The organism is Bradyrhizobium ottawaense (assembly GCF_900099825.1).
GTDB classification, from domain to species: domain Bacteria; phylum Pseudomonadota; class Alphaproteobacteria; order Rhizobiales; family Xanthobacteraceae; genus Bradyrhizobium; species Bradyrhizobium ottawaense_A.
On sequence record NZ_LT629693.1, the window covers coordinates 7,019,037 to 7,039,369 of the forward strand.

A 20,333-nucleotide genomic window follows, 5' to 3' on the forward strand; every position below is an offset into this window, starting at 1 on the left:
AAGCTAATGGAGCAAACCAATGTTTGGATCAGATGGAGTTCAGCTTTTGCAACGGATGGCCAGCGCCCGGCCGTGGAGGTCCGATCGACGCCTGCCGCTCCGATCGGAACATTTTCCGGTCGAGGCCAGGGGCCGCGAGATCGTCACCCAGCAAGGCCTCACGATCGCCGTCGCCAGCGATCCCGCGATGAGCGAGGAGATCGCCCGGCGCCTGAACAATAGCGATCGGAGCGACCAGGAGGACCAGTGGGCGCTCTGAGCCCGAGGCCGCCAGAGGGGCTCGCGAGACGAGGGCGCGACGTCGATGGTTGATATGACCGCCAGTCGGGCAGTAGCATCAGGGCTTTAGTATCGGTCTGGTCGATAGGTAGGTTCCATGCTCGACGCTGTCTCTCTCGATCAATTGCGCACGTTCATCGCTGCGGTCGATGAAGGAAGCTTTTCCGCCGCCTCCCGCAAGTTGTTGCGTGCGCAGTCCGTTGTCAGCGAGACGATCAGCAAGCTTGAGGAACAGATCGGCGTGCAGTTGTTCGACCGCGCCGGCCGCTACCCCAAACTCACCGCAGCTGGATCGGCCGTGCTAGGCGATGCGCGCAGCATCATCGCCGGGGTCGACCTGCTGAAGGCCCGCGCAAAGGGCATGTCTGATGGTCTGGAGCCGGAATTGTCCGTGGTGATCGACGTCTTCTATCCGATCGACGCGATTACCCAGGTGGCCAAGGAGTTTCGGCAGAACTATCCGGGCGTGGCGCTCCGCATCTATGTCGAGGCGCTCGGGGGAGCCATTCAGCCCGTGCTCGACGGCCGTTGCAGCATCGGCGTCATCGGATCGCTCCCGGTGATTCCGGATACGCTGGCCTATGAGCGGTTGCCCGGCATCGCGTTTCTCATGGTTGCCGCCCGCGATCATGCACTGGCTTCCTACCGAGGCAAGATCCCTAAGGAGGCGCTTGCAAAGCATACGCAGATCGTTCTCACCGACAGGTCCGAGCTATCTTCGGGACGCGAATTCGGCGTCATGTCGTCTTCGACCTGGCGGCTTGCGGACCTGTTCGCCAAGCATCATTTTTTGCTGAAGGGTCTGGGTTGGGGCGGAATGCCGCTGCATGCCGTGCGCAAGGATTTGGAAGAGGGGCGCCTTGCCGTGCTGCCGATCGAGGACGTGCCGCCGGATGGCTTGATGCTGCCGATGTCGGCGGTGTGGCAGACCAAGTCACCGCCTGGACCCGCCGGCCGATGGTTTGTCGATCGGCTGAAGCAATTTCCGGTGGATACCGGCAAGGTGCCGAAACCGCCGGTCACCCGGAAGAAGGCGAAACGGTCTGCGAAGACTTAGCCGGCCGCCCGTGTCCCACCACGAGAAGCGACGGATACGGCCGCGCGTTTGCCGCAAAGAGTTGGGCTACCTCAAGCGCGTTTGCCGCGCACCGAGGGCCGGGTGATGCGCACTCGGCCATGGGTTCTCGGCAGGAACTGGGCGCCGCGCGCGGCGAGGAATTCCAGCATCGCGCGGGCCGGCGGCAGCAGCACCTTGTCCTTGCGCGAGAGCACGAACCATTGCCTGACAACGGGCAGGCCCGCCACGTCCAGCGTCACCAGCCGCCGTTCGTCGAGTTCGGTCGCCACCGTGTGCGCGGAGATGAAGGCGATGCCGAGCCCGGCGATGACCGCCTGCTTGATGGTCTCGTTGCTGCTCATCGCCATGCCGATATTCGGGCGGACGCGCGCGGTCTCGAACAGTTGTTCCATCAGGCCACGGGTGCCCGAGCCGGGTTCGCGCATCAGAAAGGTTTCATCGGCAAGATCGCTCAGGGCGAGGCGGGATTTTCGCGCCAGCCGATGGCTGGTCGGCGCAATGATGACATGGGGATGGTCGCCGATCAGGCGGACATCCATGTCGATGTCGGCAGGCGGGCGGCCCATGATGGCGAAGTCGAGGTCGTAACCGCGCAGCGCGGTGCCGATCTCCTGCCGGTTGCCGATGAAGAGCGAAACGTCGACCTTCGGGTAGAGTTTTGAAAATCCCGAGATCATGAACGGCACGAAATATTTCGAGGTGCTGACGGCGCCGATCGAGATCCGGCCGGCGGTCTTGCCCGCCATCATTTCCAGCGAGGTTTCGCAGTCGGCGATCGCGGCCTCGATACGCTCGGAAAGCGCGAGCACTTCGCGCCCGGCGTCGGTCAGCAGCATGCCGTCGCTGGTGCGCTGAATCAGCGGCAGGCCCGCCAGCGCCTGCAGATTGCGGATCTGCAGCGTCACCGCCGGCTGCGTCAGATGCAGTTTTTTCGCTGCCGCCGTCACCGAGCGATCGCGGTGAACGGCGGCCAGCGCGCGCAGCTGGCGAAGGGTCAATTCCCGCAGAAACCGGCTCGCCATCGTCTCCATCTCTATAAGTAAAACTTTGCCACGGCCAAAGATAAGAAAATTTCACTAATTTGGCAAACTGGGGTGTTGTTGGGGCGCGGACGGCCGGACGGCACGCCGCTTTGAAATGGCCCCGCAGAGGGCAGCGACAGGGGAACGGCCATGGATGAACGCGTGACGCTGCGTTCGCATCTCGATCGCCCGGGGGCGGAAACGCCTGAGGGTGCCGCGGTCGCCGCCGTGATCGCGGCGATTGCCGCCGCTTCGATCGACCTTGCCGACCTGATTGCCGACGGCCCGCTGGCCGGCATCACCGGCCGCCTCAGCGGCGTGAATGCCGACGGCGATGCGCAAAAGGACATCGATCTCGCCGCCGACAGGATGATGCGCCGCGCACTGGTCGCAACCCCCGTCGCCGCCATTCTGTCCGAAGAGGCGGAATTGCCCGAAATCCTCGACGCCGCAGCGCCGCTCTGCGTCGCGATCGATCCGCTCGATGGCTCCGCCAACCTCGAGAACAACATCTCGGTCGGCACCATCTTCTCGATCCGTCCGCGCGGCAACGATGTGGTTTCCACCTTCTTCGAGCCCGGCACGGCGCAATGCGCCGCGGGCTTCGTGGTCTACGGTCCGCAGACCACGCTGGTGCTGGCGCACAATGGGTGCGTCGATATCTTCATTCTCGACCGGCGCGGGCGTGAATTCCTGCTGGTCGCGCCAGGCGTCAGGATTGCGCCCAACACGCCGGAATTCGCCATCAACGCCTCGAACCGGCGGCACTGGCATGGGCCGGTGCGGTCCTATATCGACGAATGCCTTGCCGGTACCAGCGGCAACGGCGGCGCCGATTTCAACATGCGCTGGATCGGCTCGCTGGTCGCGGAATCGCTTCGCATTCTCGTCCGCGGCGGCGTGTTCCTGTATCCGGCCGACGCACGCCCCGGCTACCGCGAAGGACGGCTGCGTCTTCTGTACGAAGCGCACCCGATGGCACTGGTGATGGAGTGGGCGGGAGGTTCCGCGACCACCGGCCGCCGGCGCATCCTCGAACTCTCGGCGCGAACGCCGCACCAGCGCGTGCCGCTGATCATGGGCTCGGTGCGCGGCGTCCGCGACGTCGCCGCCATCCACGAAGGCATCGAGCCGATGTTCGACAATAGCGACGCGCCGCTGTTTGCGCGCCGCGGCCTGTTTCGCTGAGCCGGGGATAGAGCAGATGTCGCGCAGTTATCCCATCATATCGATCACGGGTTCGTCGGGCGCCGGCACCACCTCGGTGAAGCGGACGTTCGAGAACATCTTCCGTCGCGAGAAGGTCGCCGCCGCCTATATCGAGGGCGATGCGTTTCATCGCTACAACCGCGCCGAGATGCGCACGCGGATGCAGGAGGAAGGTGAGAAGGGCAACAAGACCTTCAGCCACTTCAGTCCGGAAACCAACCTGTTCGAGGAACTGGAGAAAGCCTTCCGCGACTACGGCGAGTCCGGCACCGGCACCACCCGTCACTACGTTCACGACGAGGACGAAGCCAAATTATATGGCGCGGAGCCCGGCACCTTCACCGAGTGGGGCCCGCTGCCGGAAAAGTCCGACCTGCTGTTTTACGAAGGCCTGCACGGCGCTGTGGTGACCGACAAGGTCAATATCGCCGAGCATGCCGACCTCAAGATCGGCGTTGTTCCCGTCATCAATCTGGAGTGGATCCAGAAGCTGCATCGCGACCGCAAGGATCGCGGCTACACCCAGGAGGCCGTCACCGACACCATCCTGCGGCGGATGCCTGACTATGTGAACTACATCTGTCCGCAATTCGCCGAGACCGACATCAACTTCCAGCGCGTGCCGACGGTCGACACCTCGAACCCCTTCATCGCGCGCTGGATCCCGACGCCGGATGAATCGATGGTGGTGATCCGGCTGAGGAATCCGCGCGGCATCGACTTTCCCTATCTGCTGTCGATGATCCCGAACAGCTTCATGTCGCGCGCCAATTCGATCGTGATCCACGGATCGAAGCTGGATCTCGCGATGCAGCTCATCCTCACCCCGCTGATCCTCCAACTCATGGAACGCAAGAGGCGTACGATATGAACGCTCCAGCTCTCGCCTGTATTGCCAGCCGCCCCGAGATTTCGCATGCGGACATGGCCAACACGATCCGCTTTCTGGCGATCGACGCGGTCGAAAAAGCCAAGTCCGGGCATCCGGGCATGCCGATGGGCATGGCCGATGTCGCCACTGTGCTGTTCACGCGCTTCCTCAAGTTCGATCCGGCAGATCCTGCCTGGCCCGACCGCGACCGGTTCGTGCTGTCGGCCGGCCATGGCTCGATGCTGTTGTATGCGCTGCTGCATCTGACCGGTTACGAAGGCATGACGCTGGATGAGCTCAGGGCATTCCGGCAATGGGGATCCAAGACCCCGGGCCATCCCGAATACGGGCATACACCGGGTGTCGAGACCACGACGGGGCCGCTGGGGCAGGGCATCGCCACCGCGGTCGGCATGGCACTCGCCGAACGGCTGATGAATGCCCGGTTCGGCAATGACTTTGTCGATCACTTTACTTACGTCATTGCCGGCGACGGCTGCCTGATGGAAGGCCTCAGCCACGAAGCGATTTCGCTGGCCGGGCACCTCAAGCTCAACCGGCTGATCGTGCTGTTCGACGACAACGAAATCTCGATCGACGGCGCGACGTCGCTGTCGTGCTCGGACGACCAGCTTCTGCGCTTCAGGGCGTCGGGCTGGTCGGCCTGCCGGATCGATGGCCATGATCCCACAGCCATCACTGCGGCGATCGAGCAGGCCCGGCACAACGATCGCCCGTCGCTGATCGCCTGCCGCACGATGATCGGCTTCGGCGCGCCGAACCGCCAGGGCACGGAAAAGGCGCATGGCGCCCCGCTCGGGCCAGAGGAGATCGAGAAAACCCGCCACGTCCTGAACTGGCCGTACGCGCCGTTCGAGGTGCCGCAGGCCGTGCGTGACGCGTGGCGCGAAGCCGGCGCACGCGGCCATGACGCCCGCCGGGCCTGGATCGAGCGGACCCGGCGGCCCCAATCGGGAGAGCGTTCGGCGTTTCATGATGCGCTGAACCGGAATCTGCCCTGCGGCTATGTCGATGCGATGGCGCGGATACGCGGCCGTTTTGGCAGCGACCAGCCAAATATCGCGACAAGGCAGGCTTCGCAGCTCGTGATCGACACGATTGCGGAGGCGCTGCCGAACCTGCTCGGCGGCTCGGCTGACCTCACGCATTCGAATCTGACCAAAGCGAAGACGCATCAGGCGGTCGGTTCCGGCGCGTTCGCGGGAAGCTATGTCCATTATGGCGTCCGCGAGCACGCCATGGCCGCGGCGATGAACGGCATCGCGTTGCACGGCGGCTTCATCCCCTATGGCGGCACCTTCCTCACCTTTGCCGATTACAGCCGTCCCGCCATCCGGCTTGCCGCGCTGATGGGCGTGCGCGTCATCCATGTGATGACGCATGATTCCATCGGTCTCGGCGAAGACGGTCCGACGCATCAGCCGGTCGAACACCTCGCCGCGTTGCGGGCGATCCCGAACCTTTTGGTGTTTCGCCCCGGCGACGCCATCGAGACAGCGGAGGCCTGGGATTGCGCATTGCGCGCCAAAACCGGCCCGTCGGTGCTGTGCCTGTCGCGGCAGGCGTTGCCGGCATTTCGTAACGCAGCTGATGATACCAACCGGGTGGCGTTGGGCGCCTACGTCGTGGTCGAGCCGGTGGGCGGTCGCGACGTCACGCTGATTGCAACCGGCTCCGAAGTGTCGCTGGCGCTAAGGGCCGCAAAACTGCTGGCGGCAGACAACGTCCGTGCGGCCGTGGTCTCGGCGCCATGTTTCGAATTGTTCCGCCGGCAATCCCGCGAATACCGGGCCGATGTGCTGGGACGCGCGCCACGGATCGGCGTCGAGGCGGCGGTCGAAGGCGAATGGGCGCGCTGGCTCGGCGACAGCGGCGAATTCGTCGGCATGACCGGCTTCGGCGCGTCGGCACCGGCCGACGTGCTGTACCGCGAATTCGGCATCACCGCCGAGGCGGTCGCCACCAAGGCGCTGCAAGCCATCGCGCGATCGCGCATGGCGGCAGCGGGTTGATCAATTTTCTGGAGAACCGGGAGGCACCGATGGCACGCATTACCCTGAGGCAGTTGCTGGATCACGCGGCCGAGCACGGCTACGGCGTGCCGGCGTTCAACATCAACAATATGGAGCAGGGGCTGGCGATCATGGACGCGGCGGCGTCGGTCGACGCGCCCGTCATCATCCAGGCCTCGCGCGGCGCGCGCTCCTACGCCCACGACATCATGCTGGCGAAGATGATCGACGCGCTGGAGGAGATGTACCCGCAGATCCCGCTCTGCATGCACCAGGACCACGGCAACGAGGAATCGACCTGCGCCACGGCGCTCCAGCACGGCTTTACCTCGGTCATGATGGACGGTTCGCTGAAGGCCGACGCCAAGACCGCGGCGGATTACGATTACAATGTCGAGATCACCCGCCGCGTGGTCGAGATGGCGCACTGGATCGGCGCTTCGGTGGAAGGCGAGCTCGGCGTGCTCGGCTCGCTCGAACATGGCGGCGGCGAACAGGAAGACGGACACGGCGTCGAGGGCAAGGTCAGCCACGACCAGCTCCTGACCGATCCGGACCAGGCGGTCGATTTCGTCCGCGCCACCCGGGTGGATGCGCTGGCGATCGCGATGGGTACCTCGCACGGCGCCTACAAGTTCTCGCGCAAGCCGGATGGCGATATTCTGGCGATGAACGTGGTGGAGGAAATCCATCGCCGGCTGCCGAACACCCATCTGGTGATGCACGGCTCGTCCTCGGTGCCGCAGCCGCTGCAGGACATGTTCAACGCGTTCGGCGGCGAGATGCCGCAGACCTGGGGCGTGCCGGTCGAGGAGATCGCCCGCGGCATCAGGCACGGCGTTCGCAAGGTCAACATCGACACCGACTGCCGGCTGGCGATGACCGCGGCCTTCCGCAAGGTCGCTACGCAGACGAAGAGCGAATTCGATCCGCGCAAATTCCTCAAACCGGCGTTGGACGCGATGCGCGAGCTGTGCCGCGAGCGTTTCGAGCAGTTCGGCACCGCGGGCCATGCCGCGAAGATCAAGGTGCTGCCGCTCGCCGAAATGGCGAAACGCTACCGCAGCGGCAGCCTCGATCCCCGGATCGGATCGATGGCCGATGCCGCCGAGTGAGATGGGACATTTTCGATCACCTAAGCCGCGCCGCCAACTGAACCAGAGGAGAGCAGCATGAACGAGATCTCGATGACCGTCCGCGGCAAGGATCGCTACAAGTCCGGCGTGATGGAATACAAGAAGATGGGCTATTGGGAGCCGGACTATGAGCCCAAGGACACCGACATCATCGCGCTGTTCCGGGTGACGCCGCAGGACGGCGTCGATCCGATCGAGGCCTCGGCGGCGGTCGCCGGCGAATCCTCGACCGCGACCTGGACGGTGGTGTGGACCGATCGCCTAACCGCTGCGGAGAAATACCGCGCCAAATGCTACCGCGTCGATCCGGTGCCGAACTCGCCGGGGCAGTACTTCGCCTACATCGCCTATGACCTCGATTTGTTCGAGAACGGTTCGATCGCCAACCTCTCGGCCTCGATCATCGGCAACGTGTTCGGGTTCAAGCCGCTGAAGGCGCTGCGGCTCGAGGACATGCGGCTGCCGGTGGCCTATGTGAAGACCTTCCAGGGGCCGGCGACCGGCATCGTGGTCGAACGCGAGCGGATGGACAAGTTCGGCCGGCCGCTGCTAGGCGCCACCGTGAAGCCAAAACTGGGACTGTCCGGTCGCAACTACGGCCGCGTCGTCTATGAGGCGCTGAAGGGTGGGCTCGACTTCACCAAGGACGACGAGAACATCAACTCGCAGCCCTTCATGCACTGGCGCGAGCGCTTCCTCTATTGCATGGAGGCGGTCAACAAGGCGCAGGCGGCCACCGGCGAGATCAAGGGCACCTATCTCAACGTCACCGCTGGCACCATGGAGGACATGTACGAGCGCGCGGAGTTCGCCAAACAGCTCGGCTCGGTCATCATCATGATCGATCTGGTGATCGGCTACACCGCGATCCAGTCGATGGCGAAATGGGCGCGCCGCAACGACATGATCCTGCACCTGCACCGGGCAGGGCACTCGACCTATACAAGGCAGCGCAATCACGGCGTCTCGTTCCGGGTGATCGCGAAATGGATGCGGCTCGCCGGTGTCGATCACATCCATGCCGGCACGGTGGTCGGCAAGCTGGAGGGCGATCCCGCGACCACGCGCGGCTATTACGATATCTGCCGCGAGGATTATAACCCGGCGCGGCTCGAACACGGCGTGTTCTTCGACCAGCACTGGGCGAGCCTCAACAAGATGATGCCGGTGGCGTCCGGCGGCATTCACGCCGGCCAGATGCATCAGTTGCTCGATCATTTGGGAGAAGACGTCGTGCTGCAATTCGGCGGCGGCACCATCGGCCACCCCATGGGCATCCAGGCCGGCGCCACCGCCAACCGCGTCGCGCTGGAAGCGATGATCCTGGCCCGCAACGAAGGCCGCGACTACCTGCATGAGGGACCGGAAATCCTCGCCAGGGCGGCGCAGACCTGCACGCCATTGAAAGCCGCGCTCGAGGTCTGGAAGGACGTCACCTTCAATTACGAATCGACCGACATGCCCGACTACGCCCCCACCGCCAGCGTCTCGATGTAAGGAGCAGGACCATGCGCGTTACCCAAGGCTGTTTTTCGTTCCTGCCCGATCTCACCGACGCACAGATATCGGCGCAGGTCCAATATTGTCTAAGCAAGGGCTGGGCGGTGAACATCGAATTCACCGACGATCCGCATCCCCGCAACACCTTCTGGGAAATGTGGGGGCTGCCGATGTTCGACCTGCGCGATGCCGCCGGCGTCATGATGGAGCTCACCGAATGCCGCAAGGTCTATGGCGACAGCTACATCCGGATGTCGGCGTTCGACTCCAGCCCTGGCTGGGAGTCGGTGCGGATGTCGTTCATCGTCAACCGTCCGAAGGACGAACCCGGCTTCCGGCTTGAACGGCAGGAGGTCGAGGGCCGCAACATCCGCTACACCACGAAATCCTACGCGGTCGACCGTCCCGAGGGCGCTCGCTACGGTGGCAAATGAGCGCGTCGGCCGTTCCCTCCGTCGTCGCCCCGGAGGCCGGCGAAAGTTCGCCGGCCGCGCAGGTTGACCTGCGCCGCGAGTTCAACGAGGTCGGGATCGGCGAGGTGCTCGATCAGCTCGATCGCGAATTGATCGGGCTGAAACCGGTCAAGACCCGGATCCGCGAAATTGCCTCGCTGCTGCTGATCGAGCGCCTCCGCAAGCGGATGGGGCTGACCTCTGACGTGCCGACGCTCCATATGTCGTTCACCGGCAATCCCGGCACCGGCAAAACCACGGTGGCGCTGCGGATCGCCAGCATTCTGCACAAGCTCGGTTTCGTGCGCCGCGGCCAGGTGGTGTCGGTGACGCGCGATGAACTGGTCGGGCAATATATCGGCCATACCGCGCCGAAGACGAAGGAAATATTGAAGAAGGCGATGGGCGGCGTGCTGTTCATCGACGAGGCTTATTACCTGCACCGGCCCGACAACGAGCGCGACTACGGCCAGGAGGCGATCGAGATCCTGCTGCAGGTGATGGAATCGCAACGCGAGGATCTGGTGGTGATCTTGGCCGGCTATGGCGACCGCATGGACAAGTTCTTCGGCAGCAATCCCGGCTTCCGCTCGCGGATCGCCCACCACATCGATTTCCCCGATTATGCCGACGATGAATTGCTCGCCATCGCCGAACTGATGCTGGGGGATATGAACTACAAATTCAGCGCCGACGCCCGCGCGGCGTTCGTCCGCTACATCGCGTTGCGCAAGACCCAGCCGCTGTTCTCCAACGCCCGTTCGATCCGCAACGCGCTGGATCGGATGCGGCTGCGTCAGGCCAACCGCCTCGTCGCCGATCTCGACCGGGTGCTGACGGCCTCCGACATCATGTCGCTGGAGGCGTCGGACGTGCTCGCGAGCCGGGTGTTTGCGAAGGGTTTGGCGGGGTAATGGCGCCGGCTATTCTCAATACGTGCGCGCCCGCTTTTTGCGCGTCGCAGCCTTGCCCTTGTAGTAGGGGTTGACCACGCACTGGGCCGCGCGGCCCGAGGCCGACGCCTGGCACTGCGGAATCGATGTGTAGCCGCATTCGAAATAGTAATCGGTCATGCCGCCCTGGTAGATCTGGAGGCAAACCGGGTAGTTCGGATCGTAGGTCTGAGCCCGTGCTGGTCCGACGAGCGAGACGGTTGCGATCGCCAGAGCAGCCAAGGCCAGTGCGCGCGTGCCGCGCTGTTGCCGTTCCATGCCGATGTCCTCCCAACTAAGACCGCTGATTTCCGCCGGCCCCGCGTGTTGGCGGCGCGCGCGTGGTCAGAACATAGGCGGGGCGTGACAAAATGCCAGTCACGGCTGGCTGATCCGTTGCCGAAAGGCTCGCGAAACAGCGGTTCGCCGCGCCATCGGGCTTGGCCCGCTTTATGCAAGACTGTTCAGCAGAAATCGGGAGAACATTATGCAGGTGGACCTATTCCTGGTGTGGGTCGCGTTATTGGGAGCGGTAAGTTTTCTGGCCTTGTCGGTCGGCTGATTAACAGGACACTGATTCGCGATCCGGCCGGGCGCAGGCAGGATCGCTGACGCCACGCATGGGCCGGCGAGCGGATGAGGCCGTTCGGCCGTATGCTGCGTGAGCCACGGCTGTCGGCAACATGAACGAGTTCGCTAGCTCGCTGCCAGCGCGCGCATCTCGCGGAACGAGATCAGCTTGCGCTGCCGCTCGTCCCACAGCACCTGACGCACGCAGCCGAGGCTTCGCAGCAGCGTGAGCCGTCCGAGCTCGACGAGCTGCGGATGATCGCGCAGCACCTGCGGCAGGCGATAATAGGGGATTCGGCTGCACAGATGGTGGACATGGTGCACGCCGATATTGGCGGTGAACCAGCGCAGCACGCCGGGCAGGTCGTAATGCGAGCTGCCGTGCAGGCCCGCTTCGTGAACGTTCCAGCTCTCGCCGCGCTCCCAGAACGTATCCTCGAACTGATGCTGGACGTAGAACAGCCAGACGCCGATCGAGGCGGCGAGCAGCGTGATCGGCAACTGCACCAGCAGGAACAGGCCGATGCCGACCAGCCAGATCATGGCGGCCACCAGCACCGCGATCGCGGCATTCGTGGCCATCGCGCTGAGCCAGGCCTGCCAACTGGCGCGCATGCCGCCGGTCGGCAATCGCTGCTGCAGGATGAACACATAGGCGGGCCCGAGACCGAACATCACGACCGGATGCCGGTACAGGCGGTAGAACATCCGGCCTCGCCTGGAGAGCGCGCGATATTCCGACACCGTCAGCGTGTCGATGTCGCCAATGCCGCGGCGGTCGAGATTGCCCGCGCCGGCGTGGTGCAGGGTGTGCGCGCGCCGCCAGACATCGTAGGGCGTCAATGTCAGCACGCCGATGACGCGTCCGACCCAGTCGTTCGCCATGCGATGGCGAAAGAACGAGCCGTGGCCGCAATCGTGCTGGATCATGAACAGACGCACCAGAAAGCCCGCGGCCGGAAGCGCCAGCACCAGACAGATCCAGTAGCCTTCCGCGAGCCCGGCCCACATCAGGACCCAGATCAGGACGAACGGTATCGCCGTGATCGCGATCTCGAAGGTGCTGCGCGTGGAACTCGGCTCGCGGTAGCCGGACAGCGCATGAGCCAGCGCGCGGGAAGCGGGCGCGCCGAGGGCGTAGGTCACTTGTTGATCCATTCGGAAGACACCTGACGAGATTTGAGCTTGGGTTTGCCTCACTGCCGTCAGGCCGACCCACCGGGCCGGACGGCATTGCGCTTTGTTGTCGCTCCGAACTGGAGCTGCACCATCTGTTCGGGTGCTGCCAGCGCAAGGCAGGGTTCCCTTACCCGATTCAGGCACAGCTAGCGAGTCTCGACCGTAGCAAAGATGGGTGCGACAGACTGTGCGTTTTTGCACAGCGGCGGGTCACTAAAAATTTATAAAAAAATGAGATATATCAATTAATTATGAGATAATTCGGTCGCTGTGTCGCGATGTCGCGGGCCACGAAGTCGGACGGCTGTTATCGGCGGAGGATCGAGCATCGGCCGTCCCTGTCGATGGCAGGCGATCCCGGTTCCTTGCTATATCCCGCTCGTGCCGGAGGCGAACCACCTCGCGCAGAAACTCCTTTCGCCAGTTCAGTCGCAAGCTTGCCATCCGTTCCAGGTCTCGATCGGTGAAGATCGTCATCGATTAGTTCTCCTTCGAAGTTTCCTTCGGGAGGTGGTCCGGCCTCGGCAGGATAGGCAGGCGCCGTTAGGGCAACGCAAAAAAAGTGTGAAATGGACACCGGCCGCCGCAGACGGATACCGTCATGCCGTCAACGCAGGGCTCAGCGGCGCAAAATAGTGTATCGGCAAGCCACGCAACGCGCCGGGCACATTCCCGCGCCACAAGATCAAAATCTTCGGAGGAAGTTACATGTCGGCTCTGCCACTTTCGGGCATCAAGATTCTCGACCTGACGCGCGTGCTCGCAGGCCCGCTGTCGGCGCAGATGATGGCGGATCTCGGCGCCGAGGTGATCAAGATCGAACGGCCGGGCGGCGGCGACGATGCGCGCGCCTTCGGCCCACCCTACCTGAACGATCCCGAAGGCAAGCAGAACAACAACAACTCGTTCTACCTCTGCGCCAATCGCGGCAAGAAATCCGTCACCGTCAATATCGCCTCACCGGAAGGCCAGGACATCATCCGTGAACTCGCAAAATCCTGCGACGTGATGATGGAGAACTACAAGGTCGGCGATCTCAAGCGTTACGGCCTCGACTACGAGACCATCAAGAAGCTCAACCCCGGCATCATCTATTGCTCGGTGACCGGCTTCGGCCAGACCGGACCCTATGCGCCGCGCGCCGGCTACGACGCGATCCTGCAGGCGATGGGCGGGCTGATGAGCGTCACCGGCCACATCGACGGAGAACCCGGCGCGGGCCCGATGAAGGTCGGACCTTCCATCGTCGACTACATGACCGGCATGAATACCTCGATCGGCATCTTGTCGGCGCTCTATCATCGCGACGCCAATGGCGGCGAGGGGCAGCATGTCGACGTCTGCCTGTTCGACACCGTGATCGCCTCGCTGTCGCATTGGCTTCAGATCTATCTGGTCAACGGCCAGACCCCGCCGCGGCGCGGCACCTGGGGCAATGGCGGCATGCCGGCCGGCGTGTTCCGCTGCACCGATGGCGAACTGATGCTGGTGGTCGGCAATGATGGCCAGTTCGTGCGCACCTGCGCGGTGCTCGGCGCACCCGAACTTGCGACCGACCCGCGCTTCGTCAAGAACAACGACCGCGTCGTGCACGGCAAGGAAATCATGGCGATCTTCGCCGGCCTGTTCCTGAAGAAGCCGATGGCGTACTGGCTGGACGAACTGGAGAAGGCCGGCGTGCCCTCGGGGCCGATCAACAGTTTCGAGCAGGTGTTCGCCGATCCGCACGTCCAGTCGCGCGGTATGAAGATCAAGGTCAAGCATCCCTTCGAGCCCGAGCTCGCAATGATCCGCAATCCGCTGACGTTCTCCGGCACCCCGATCACGGACTATCGCGCGCCGCCGCTGCTCGGCGCCGACACCAAAGACGTGCTGGCGACGATCGGCTATGATGAGGCCAAGGTCGAGGCGTTGAAGAAGCAGAAGATCGTGTAAGGACGCGCTTCACATCCGACCGGCAACGAACTGAAGGTTTCGCCACGCCAGCACCGGGAGAAGCCGATGGAGCCCGCCAAGGACACGATCCGGCGCATCTCGCCTCAGAGCGGGCGCCGGCGGTTTCTCAAGCAGCTCGCGGCCGGGCTTGCCTTGGGCGCGCAGGCCTTTCCGGCGGTCGCGGAGGAGAAGCCTGAGCGCCCGCGGCAGCGCCAGCCGGCGATCAGGTCACGCTCGCCGAAACGCTCGCGCGCTATGCGGCCGGGCTGAAATACGAGGACCTGCCTGACGATGTCGTGCGCATCGCCAAACGCGCGATCCTCGACACCGTTGGTTGCGCGTTCGGCGGCTACACCGCGGGGCCGAGCCGGGTTGCGCAAAAGCTCGCCGCTGACGTCAGTGCGAAGCAAAGCGCGACCGTCCTGTTCAGCGGCATCAGTACGAGCCCCGATCTTGCGGTGTTCGCCAACGGCGTGATGATCCGGTATCTGGACTTCAACGACGCCTTTGTCAGCCTGACCCATGGCGCCGGACATCCGAGCGATACCATTGCGGCACTGCTGACGGCTGCCGAGCTGAACGGCCGCAGCGGACGGGATCTGATCACCGCGACCGTGCTGGCCCATGAGGTGTTCTGCAAGGTCGCCGATGTCTTCGACTATCTCGGCAACGGCATCGACCATTCGACCATCACCGGCTTCGCGGCGGTGGTCGGCGCCGGCAGCCTGATGAGGCTGACGACGGATCAGATGGTGCAGGCCATCGGGATCACGGTCGGCGGCAACACCGCGACGCGCCAGGGCCGCGCCGATGCGCTGTCGAACTGGAAGGCGTTTGCGGCGGCGGACGCCTGCCGCAAGGCGATGTTTTCGGTGCAGCTTGCACAAAACGGCATGACCGGCCCCGGCAAGGTGTTCGAGGGCAGCTACGGCTTCTTCAAGGTGATGGGCCGCAAGCCGGTTTCGCCGCCGCAGCTCGGCGAGCCGTTCGGCATCCGCCGCTGCTTCACCAAGCGCTTTCCGCTCGGCCAGTTCTCGCAGACCGTAGCCCAGGCTGCCCTCGAAGCGCGGCCATTCGCCGGTAACCCGGACGATATCAAGGAGATCAACATCCACGTCTCGCGTTCCGCGATCAAGATCATGGCTGAGGGCCCCGACAAGTGGCGGCCGCAGACGCACGAGACCGCCGATCACAGCATCCCCTATGCCGCGGGGCTGATGCTGACATACGGCAAGATCGATCCTGACTATTACGAGGATCCCTACCTGCACGACGCGCGCCTGCTTGACCTCGTCGGCCGCGTCAAATGCCTGCCGTCGGATGAAGCCGACCGAACCGAGAACGAATTCAACCTGTGCGAACTCGAACTCGTGCTCAAGTCGGGCGCACGCAAGACCGTCCGCGTCGAATATCACCGCGGCCACTTCAAGAACCCGATGACCGATGCCGAGATGGAAGAGAAGTTCCGCCTGCTGGCGCAAAAGCACCTCAGCGCCGATCGCGTCGACAATCTCTTGCGTCTGCTGTGGGGGATCGAGGGCCTGCCGCAGGTGAGCGCCCTGATCACGGCGACCCAGGTCTGATTGCCGCCGCCGTCCGGCGCCCCGGTGGACTCCGGCAACAAACCTGCGCAATCTTGCTTCGCGGGAATTTCTGCCGGTCAGGAGAGGGCGCATGAACGCATCGGCTGTTGGGGTGAGGTATCTTCTGGCGGTTTTGTTGTGGCTTCCGGCATTCGCGGTCGCCGCGCAGGAAGCGCGCCCCGTGCATCCACTCGATGCGTTGACGGCGACCGAATTGCATCAGGTGAAGGAAATTCTTGCCGCGGCCGGCAAGCTCGGGCCGAAGGCGCGCTTTCATACCGTCGACCTCGACGAACCCGACAAGGCCATCGTCGCGGCGTGGCGCCCGGGCATGGCGTTGCCGCGGCGTGCGCTCGCCGTGGTGAGCGAAGCGGGGAGCGTGCATGAAGCCGCCGTCGATCTCGCGGCCGGTAGCGTCACCGGATGGCAGGCGGTCAGTGGCGAACCGGCGCTGCTGTTCGAGGAGCTCAACGGCACCGCCGGTTTGGCATTAGCGGATCCGCGCATGGTGCAGGGGCTGGCGAAGCGTGGGTTCGCGCCCAATCAGGTGTTTTGTTTGCCGCTGACGGCAGGCAATTTCGGCAACAAGGAAGACCAGGGCCGCCGCCTGATCAAGATGCCCTGTGTCGGCAAGCCCACCGGCTCCAACTACTGGGCGCGCCCGATCGAGGGCCTGTTTGCGACCATCGATCTCAAGACCAAAAAGGTGCTGGACGTCACCGATAGCGGCGTGGTGCCGGTGTCAGGCGACACCGGCGGCTACAAGGAAGCCGAGATTGCCGCATACGGCGCGCTGCGGCCGGAATCGAAACCGGCCAGCGTCGCCCAGCCCGGCGGCGACAATATTGCGATCGAGGACGGTCGCATCGTCTGGGACATGTGGCGCTTTCACCTGCGCGCCGACAAGCGGCCGGGGCCGGTGCTGTCGATGGTCGAGGCGCGCGACGGCGCGCGCTGGCGTTCGGTCGCCTACCAGATGCATCTGTCGGAAGTGTTCGTGCCCTACATGGATTCCGACGAGGCCTGGTACTTCCGGACCTATATGGACAGCGGCGAATACGGTTTTGGCAACTCGCTGAGCCCGCTGCGCAAGGGGATCGACTGTCCGGCTTACGCACGCTTCTTCCCGGTCACCATGCCGCAGGACGATGGCGAGCCGATCCAGACGCCGGACGCGATCTGCGTGTTCGAGCGCGCGATCGGCGATCCCGCCTGGCGGCATTTTGAAATTTTTGAGCAGGGACGAACGATGGTGCCGGCGGAAGGCCGCCCGGCGAGCGAACTCGTGGTGCGTTCGGCCTCCGAGGTCGGCAACTACGATTACCTGATCGACTATGTCTTTCATCAGGATGGCAGCATCCGCGTCGCCGTCGGCGCCACCGGCCTCGATGCCGTCAAGGGCGTGACGAGCCAATCGATGAAGGATGCGGCCGCCGCTGACGAAACCAGGCAGGGGACGCTGATCGCGCCCGGGCTGGTGGCGCCGTTCCACAGCCACTATTTCAACTTCCGCCTCGATCTCGACGTCGATGGCGCCGCCAACGATTTCATGCGCGAGCGGCTGGTGCAGAAATCGTTGCCAAAGGGCTCGCCGCGCCGCTCGATGTATACGGTCGCGCACGAGATGCCGGCGCGGGAGAAGGAAGCCCGCACCCGCATCGAGTCCGCTTCACCCGCGCTCTATCATTTCGCCAACAACAATGTGGAGAGCGCGCTCGGCCATCATCCCGGCTACATGCTGATGCCGGAAGGCAGCTACGTGCACCCGCTGCTCGCCGCGGACGATCCGCCGGTGAAGCGCAACGACTATCTGCATTACCAGCTCTCGGTGACGCCCTATTCGCCGTCCGAGCGTTACGCCGGCGGGCGCTATGCCATGATGAGCGACGGCAAGGACACGTTAGGGGCCTGGACGGCGCGCGACCGGCCGATCTCGAACCGCGACATCGTCGCCTGGTACACGGTCGGCTTTCACCACATCACCCGCATGGAGGATTGGCCCGTGATGCCGACCCATTGGTTCGGCTTCACGCTGATGCCGCATAATTTCTTTGCATCAAACCCGGCGATGACGATCCGGGACCCGAAGTAGGGCTCTAGCTGCGCTGATGGGTGCAGGTAACCAGGAATCCCGCCGTCTTGCTGCACTGCCATTGCGCGCTCAGTCCTGAATCGGAAAAAGGCTTTGGACGCATCAGCCCTGCGACGCCGGCCAGAACGATCATGGCGGCGGCGATCGTGAACATCTTCCGAGACCACTGAATACGGATCATCGTCTTGTCCTCCAGGCCGAATGCGGGAAGACTAGGACGATCGAGCCTTTCGATATGTGAGATACCTCACGTTCGCGCGCGAAAAGTTCAGCCCATCCTTTCCCAGAGCTGACGCACCAGCATGCCGGCGCGCTTTTCGATGGCGGCTGCCGCGTCGAGCGCGAGATCCTCGCGATAGCGCCCAGCGATCAACTGCACGCCGATCGGCTTCCCCGCGTGCAGCGCAACCGGCACCACCGCGGAGGGCAGGCCGAGCACGTTGATCGCGGAAATGAAACGCAGATCGTTCCAGAAAATCTCTCGCGCGCGTTCGCCGCTGATCGCATCCTCGCGCGGGCCGGGCGTCGGCTTCACCGTGGTCGGCGCCAGCACCACCGGGTATTCCTCGAAGAACAACTGCCAGGCGCGGATATGGCCGTTGCGGGCCGCCGTCGCACGCATCCAGCCAGCGAGGTCGAGGGTGTTGGCCGAGCCCTTGATGCCGTTCCAGGCGATGTGGAAATCTTCCGAAGCCACCTTGAGCATCGCGGCTTCCTGCAGCGTCACGGTTTCGTTGGTGATGATGTCGCACCAGGTGTGCCAGACGCCATTGATGTCGGGGACCTCGACCTCGCTGACGCGATAGCCTGATCGTTCGAGATGGTCGGCGGCGGCTCTCAGCGCCGCATGCACCGAAGGATCGACGTCCATGTCATCGGGCAGTTTCGCCAGCGCGACCTTGATCGGCCCTTTCGGTTTCGGTCCGGTCAGGGGCGCCGGCACCCACCACGGGTCGCGCGGATCGCGCGCACTCATGACTTCGAGTGCGACGCGGAGGTCGTCGACGCCGCGCGCCAGCGGCCCCTGCGCGGACATCAGATGCGCCAGCATCGGCCGTTCGGCCGCCGCACTCTCGTTGTAGGCGGGAATGCGGCCCTGGGTCGGCTTGATGGTCGCGATCCCGTTGCAATGCGCCGGCCAGCGCAAGGAGCCGCCGATGTCATTGCCGTGCGCAATGGTGCCGATACCGGCCGCCACCGCGGCACCGGCGCCGCCGGACGATCCGCCGCAGGTGATCTCGGGATCCCACGGGTTCAGCGTCAGTCCGTGCAGCGGGTTGTCGGTGAAACCGCGGAACGAGAATTCCGGCGTGTTGGTCAGACCGATGACAACAGCGCCTGATTTCTTGAGGTTGCGCACCACAGGCGCGTCGGAAGGGGCCATGATACTCATTTGCGCCGGCACCCCGTTGGGGTTGGGCCGCCCCTCATAGTCGACGTTTTCCTTGATCGTGATCGGCACGCCGTGCAGCAGGCCGGGGTTTCGCCTGGCTGCCGCACCGTCGGCGGCTTTCGCCGCCTTGAGCGCTTCCTCCGACAGGTCGACGACAACGGCGTTGAGTTTTGGATTGACCGCGCGCATCCGCGCGAGATGCACTTCGACCACCTCGACCGAGGAAATCGCGCCGGTGCGGATCGCGGCGGCCGTCTCGACGGCGGACCACTGCCAGACCGGGCCTTTGGGCGGGCGTGGCTTGGCGGATTGGTGTGGCGCGGTCTTCTTTGCAGCCTTCCTCGGCGCCATCTTCTTCGCGGCGCTCTTCGTCGCTTTCTTCTTCGCGGTTTTCTTTACGGTTTTCTTTACGGTTTTCCTGGCCACGTCGCGTCTCCCATAATCGATGACGAGAACGTTAGAGGTGCATGCGCCCCATGTCGAGGCGGATGCCCACTTCAGCTCTTGCTTGCGATGTGACCGACTTTCAACGAATGAGAGGTGCCGCACGGATGCATCGGGAAGCGAGGGGTAGGGTTCTCTGACGGCAACACTTCGACCATTACCGTAGCATGATAGTAGCGACCGGTGCTAAAACGGACTTGGCCCGCTCCGGTCCGAAGAGGTTTCCATGAAACGAGAAGTCATCCGCGTCGAACCGCTGTCGTCCTATCTCGCGAAGTGGAACGCGCCATTGTCGCCGGTCACGCGCGGCAACGGCATGGTGTTCGTTTCCGGATTTCCGCCGTTCGATCCTGCCACCGGCGAAATCATCGTCGCCGCCCCGATCGAGCGCCAGACCGAGATCGTGCTCGAGCAGATGAAGCTCTGCCTGGAGACATCAGGCACCTCGCTGCAGAATGTCATGAAGTGCAACATCTACTGCACGTCGGCGAAGCATTTTGCGGCCGTCAACGCCATCTATGCGCGGTATTTCCCGGTAGATCCGCCGGCGCGCATTTTCGTCTGCGTGCCGGAGTGGATGGGGCCGTTCGATATCGAGATCGATTGCGTGGCGGTCATGTAGAAG

General features: G+C 64.0%; 19 protein-coding genes. 14 read left to right on the forward strand and 5 right to left on the reverse strand.

Features of this window, described 5'->3' with window-relative positions; genetic code table 11:
• The first annotated feature begins 19 nt into the window (after nucleotides 1-19).
• Nucleotides 20-259: a hypothetical protein gene (locus BLR13_RS33040; RefSeq protein ID WP_143039578.1), complete on the forward strand. Its 240-nt coding sequence runs from the start codon at nucleotides 20-22 to the stop codon at nucleotides 257-259.
• A gap of 117 nt (nucleotides 260-376) precedes the next feature.
• Nucleotides 377-1,336, forward strand: a complete 960-nt coding sequence (locus tag BLR13_RS33045; RefSeq protein ID WP_074814786.1) for a LysR family transcriptional regulator — start codon at nucleotides 377-379, stop codon at nucleotides 1,334-1,336.
• Between the two features lie 71 nt (nucleotides 1,337-1,407).
• On the opposite strand, the gene BLR13_RS33050 is transcribed toward BLR13_RS33045, so the two are convergent.
• Complete coding sequence (locus BLR13_RS33050; RefSeq protein WP_074830817.1) at nucleotides 1,408-2,379, reverse strand: LysR family transcriptional regulator; 972 nt, start codon at nucleotides 2,377-2,379, stop codon at nucleotides 1,408-1,410.
• 150 nt (nucleotides 2,380-2,529) lie between these two features.
• Here BLR13_RS33050 and BLR13_RS33055 point away from each other — a divergent pair, with 150 nt between their 5' ends.
• Genes BLR13_RS33055 through cbbX form a run of 7 tightly spaced genes read left to right on the forward strand, consistent with a single transcriptional unit; the run spans nucleotide 2,530 to nucleotide 10,494 of the window.
• Nucleotides 2,530-3,567: a class 1 fructose-bisphosphatase gene (locus BLR13_RS33055; protein WP_074814784.1), complete on the forward strand. Its 1,038-nt coding sequence runs from the start codon at nucleotides 2,530-2,532 to the stop codon at nucleotides 3,565-3,567.
• 16 nt (nucleotides 3,568-3,583) lie between these two features.
• Nucleotides 3,584-4,459 (forward strand): phosphoribulokinase, encoded by an 876-nt coding sequence (locus tag BLR13_RS33060; protein ID WP_074830815.1) that lies wholly within the window; start codon nucleotides 3,584-3,586, stop codon nucleotides 4,457-4,459.
• Nucleotides 4,456-6,492 (forward strand): transketolase, encoded by a 2,037-nt coding sequence (tkt, locus tag BLR13_RS33065; RefSeq protein WP_074814782.1) that lies wholly within the window; start codon nucleotides 4,456-4,458, stop codon nucleotides 6,490-6,492. The genes BLR13_RS33060 and tkt overlap by 4 nt, the downstream gene beginning before the upstream one ends.
• 29 nt (nucleotides 6,493-6,521) lie before the next feature.
• A complete protein-coding gene (gene fba / locus BLR13_RS33070) occupies nucleotides 6,522-7,607 on the forward strand; it encodes a class II fructose-bisphosphate aldolase (protein WP_074830813.1) in 1,086 nt (361 codons plus the stop codon).
• A gap of 57 nt (nucleotides 7,608-7,664) precedes the next feature.
• A complete protein-coding gene (locus BLR13_RS33075; protein WP_074814780.1) occupies nucleotides 7,665-9,125 on the forward strand; it encodes a form I ribulose bisphosphate carboxylase large subunit in 1,461 nt (486 codons plus the stop codon).
• An 11-nt stretch (nucleotides 9,126-9,136) separates the two neighbouring features.
• Nucleotides 9,137-9,562 carry a ribulose bisphosphate carboxylase small subunit gene (locus BLR13_RS33080; RefSeq protein WP_074814777.1) on the forward strand — a complete coding sequence of 142 codons (426 nt, stop codon included), beginning with the start codon at nucleotides 9,137-9,139 and terminating at the stop codon, nucleotides 9,560-9,562.
• Nucleotides 9,559-10,494: a CbbX protein gene (gene cbbX / locus BLR13_RS33085; RefSeq protein ID WP_074814774.1), complete on the forward strand. Its 936-nt coding sequence runs from the start codon at nucleotides 9,559-9,561 to the stop codon at nucleotides 10,492-10,494. Before BLR13_RS33080 ends, cbbX begins: the two co-directional genes overlap by 4 nt.
• 15 nt (nucleotides 10,495-10,509) lie before the next feature.
• Here the strand turns inward: cbbX and BLR13_RS33090 are convergent, their stop codons facing one another.
• On the reverse strand, nucleotides 10,510-10,791 hold the full coding sequence (locus tag BLR13_RS33090; protein WP_074814770.1) for a DUF3551 domain-containing protein: 282 nt from the start codon (nucleotides 10,789-10,791) through the stop codon (nucleotides 10,510-10,512).
• Nucleotides 10,792-11,208: 417 nt separating this feature from the next.
• Nucleotides 11,209-12,240 (reverse strand): fatty acid desaturase, encoded by a 1,032-nt coding sequence (locus tag BLR13_RS33095; protein ID WP_074814768.1) that lies wholly within the window; start codon nucleotides 12,238-12,240, stop codon nucleotides 11,209-11,211.
• A 729-nt stretch (nucleotides 12,241-12,969) separates the two neighbouring features.
• On the opposite strand from BLR13_RS33095, the gene BLR13_RS33100 reads away from it, so the two are divergent.
• From BLR13_RS33100 to BLR13_RS33115, 4 genes are all read left to right on the forward strand, one after another.
• Nucleotides 12,970-14,196 (forward strand): CaiB/BaiF CoA transferase family protein, encoded by a 1,227-nt coding sequence (locus tag BLR13_RS33100; protein ID WP_074814766.1) that lies wholly within the window; start codon nucleotides 12,970-12,972, stop codon nucleotides 14,194-14,196.
• A gap of 66 nt (nucleotides 14,197-14,262) precedes the next feature.
• Entirely contained in the window at nucleotides 14,263-14,466 is a 204-nt protein-coding gene (locus BLR13_RS33105) for a hypothetical protein (RefSeq protein WP_074814764.1), read from the forward strand.
• A gap of 26 nt (nucleotides 14,467-14,492) precedes the next feature.
• The gene (locus BLR13_RS33110; protein WP_074814761.1) at nucleotides 14,493-15,779 is read left to right on the forward strand and encodes an MmgE/PrpD family protein; all 1,287 of its coding nucleotides are present in this window, start codon (nucleotides 14,493-14,495) and stop codon (nucleotides 15,777-15,779) included.
• Between the two features lie 91 nt (nucleotides 15,780-15,870).
• Entirely contained in the window at nucleotides 15,871-17,871 is a 2,001-nt protein-coding gene (locus BLR13_RS33115; RefSeq protein WP_079587416.1) for a tyramine oxidase, read from the forward strand.
• Between the two features lie 4 nt (nucleotides 17,872-17,875).
• On the opposite strand, the gene BLR13_RS40755 is transcribed toward BLR13_RS33115, so the two are convergent.
• Nucleotides 17,876-18,052 carry a hypothetical protein gene (locus BLR13_RS40755; protein ID WP_154070951.1) on the reverse strand — a complete coding sequence of 59 codons (177 nt, stop codon included), beginning with the start codon at nucleotides 18,050-18,052 and terminating at the stop codon, nucleotides 17,876-17,878.
• An 87-nt stretch (nucleotides 18,053-18,139) separates the two neighbouring features.
• Entirely contained in the window at nucleotides 18,140-19,690 is a 1,551-nt protein-coding gene (locus tag BLR13_RS33120) for an amidase family protein (RefSeq protein ID WP_074814759.1), read from the reverse strand.
• Between the two features lie 244 nt (nucleotides 19,691-19,934).
• Between BLR13_RS33120 and BLR13_RS33125 the strand changes: the two genes are divergently transcribed.
• Nucleotides 19,935-20,330 (forward strand): RidA family protein, encoded by a 396-nt coding sequence (locus BLR13_RS33125; protein ID WP_074814756.1) that lies wholly within the window; start codon nucleotides 19,935-19,937, stop codon nucleotides 20,328-20,330.
• Nucleotides 20,331-20,333 lie beyond the last annotated feature (3 nt).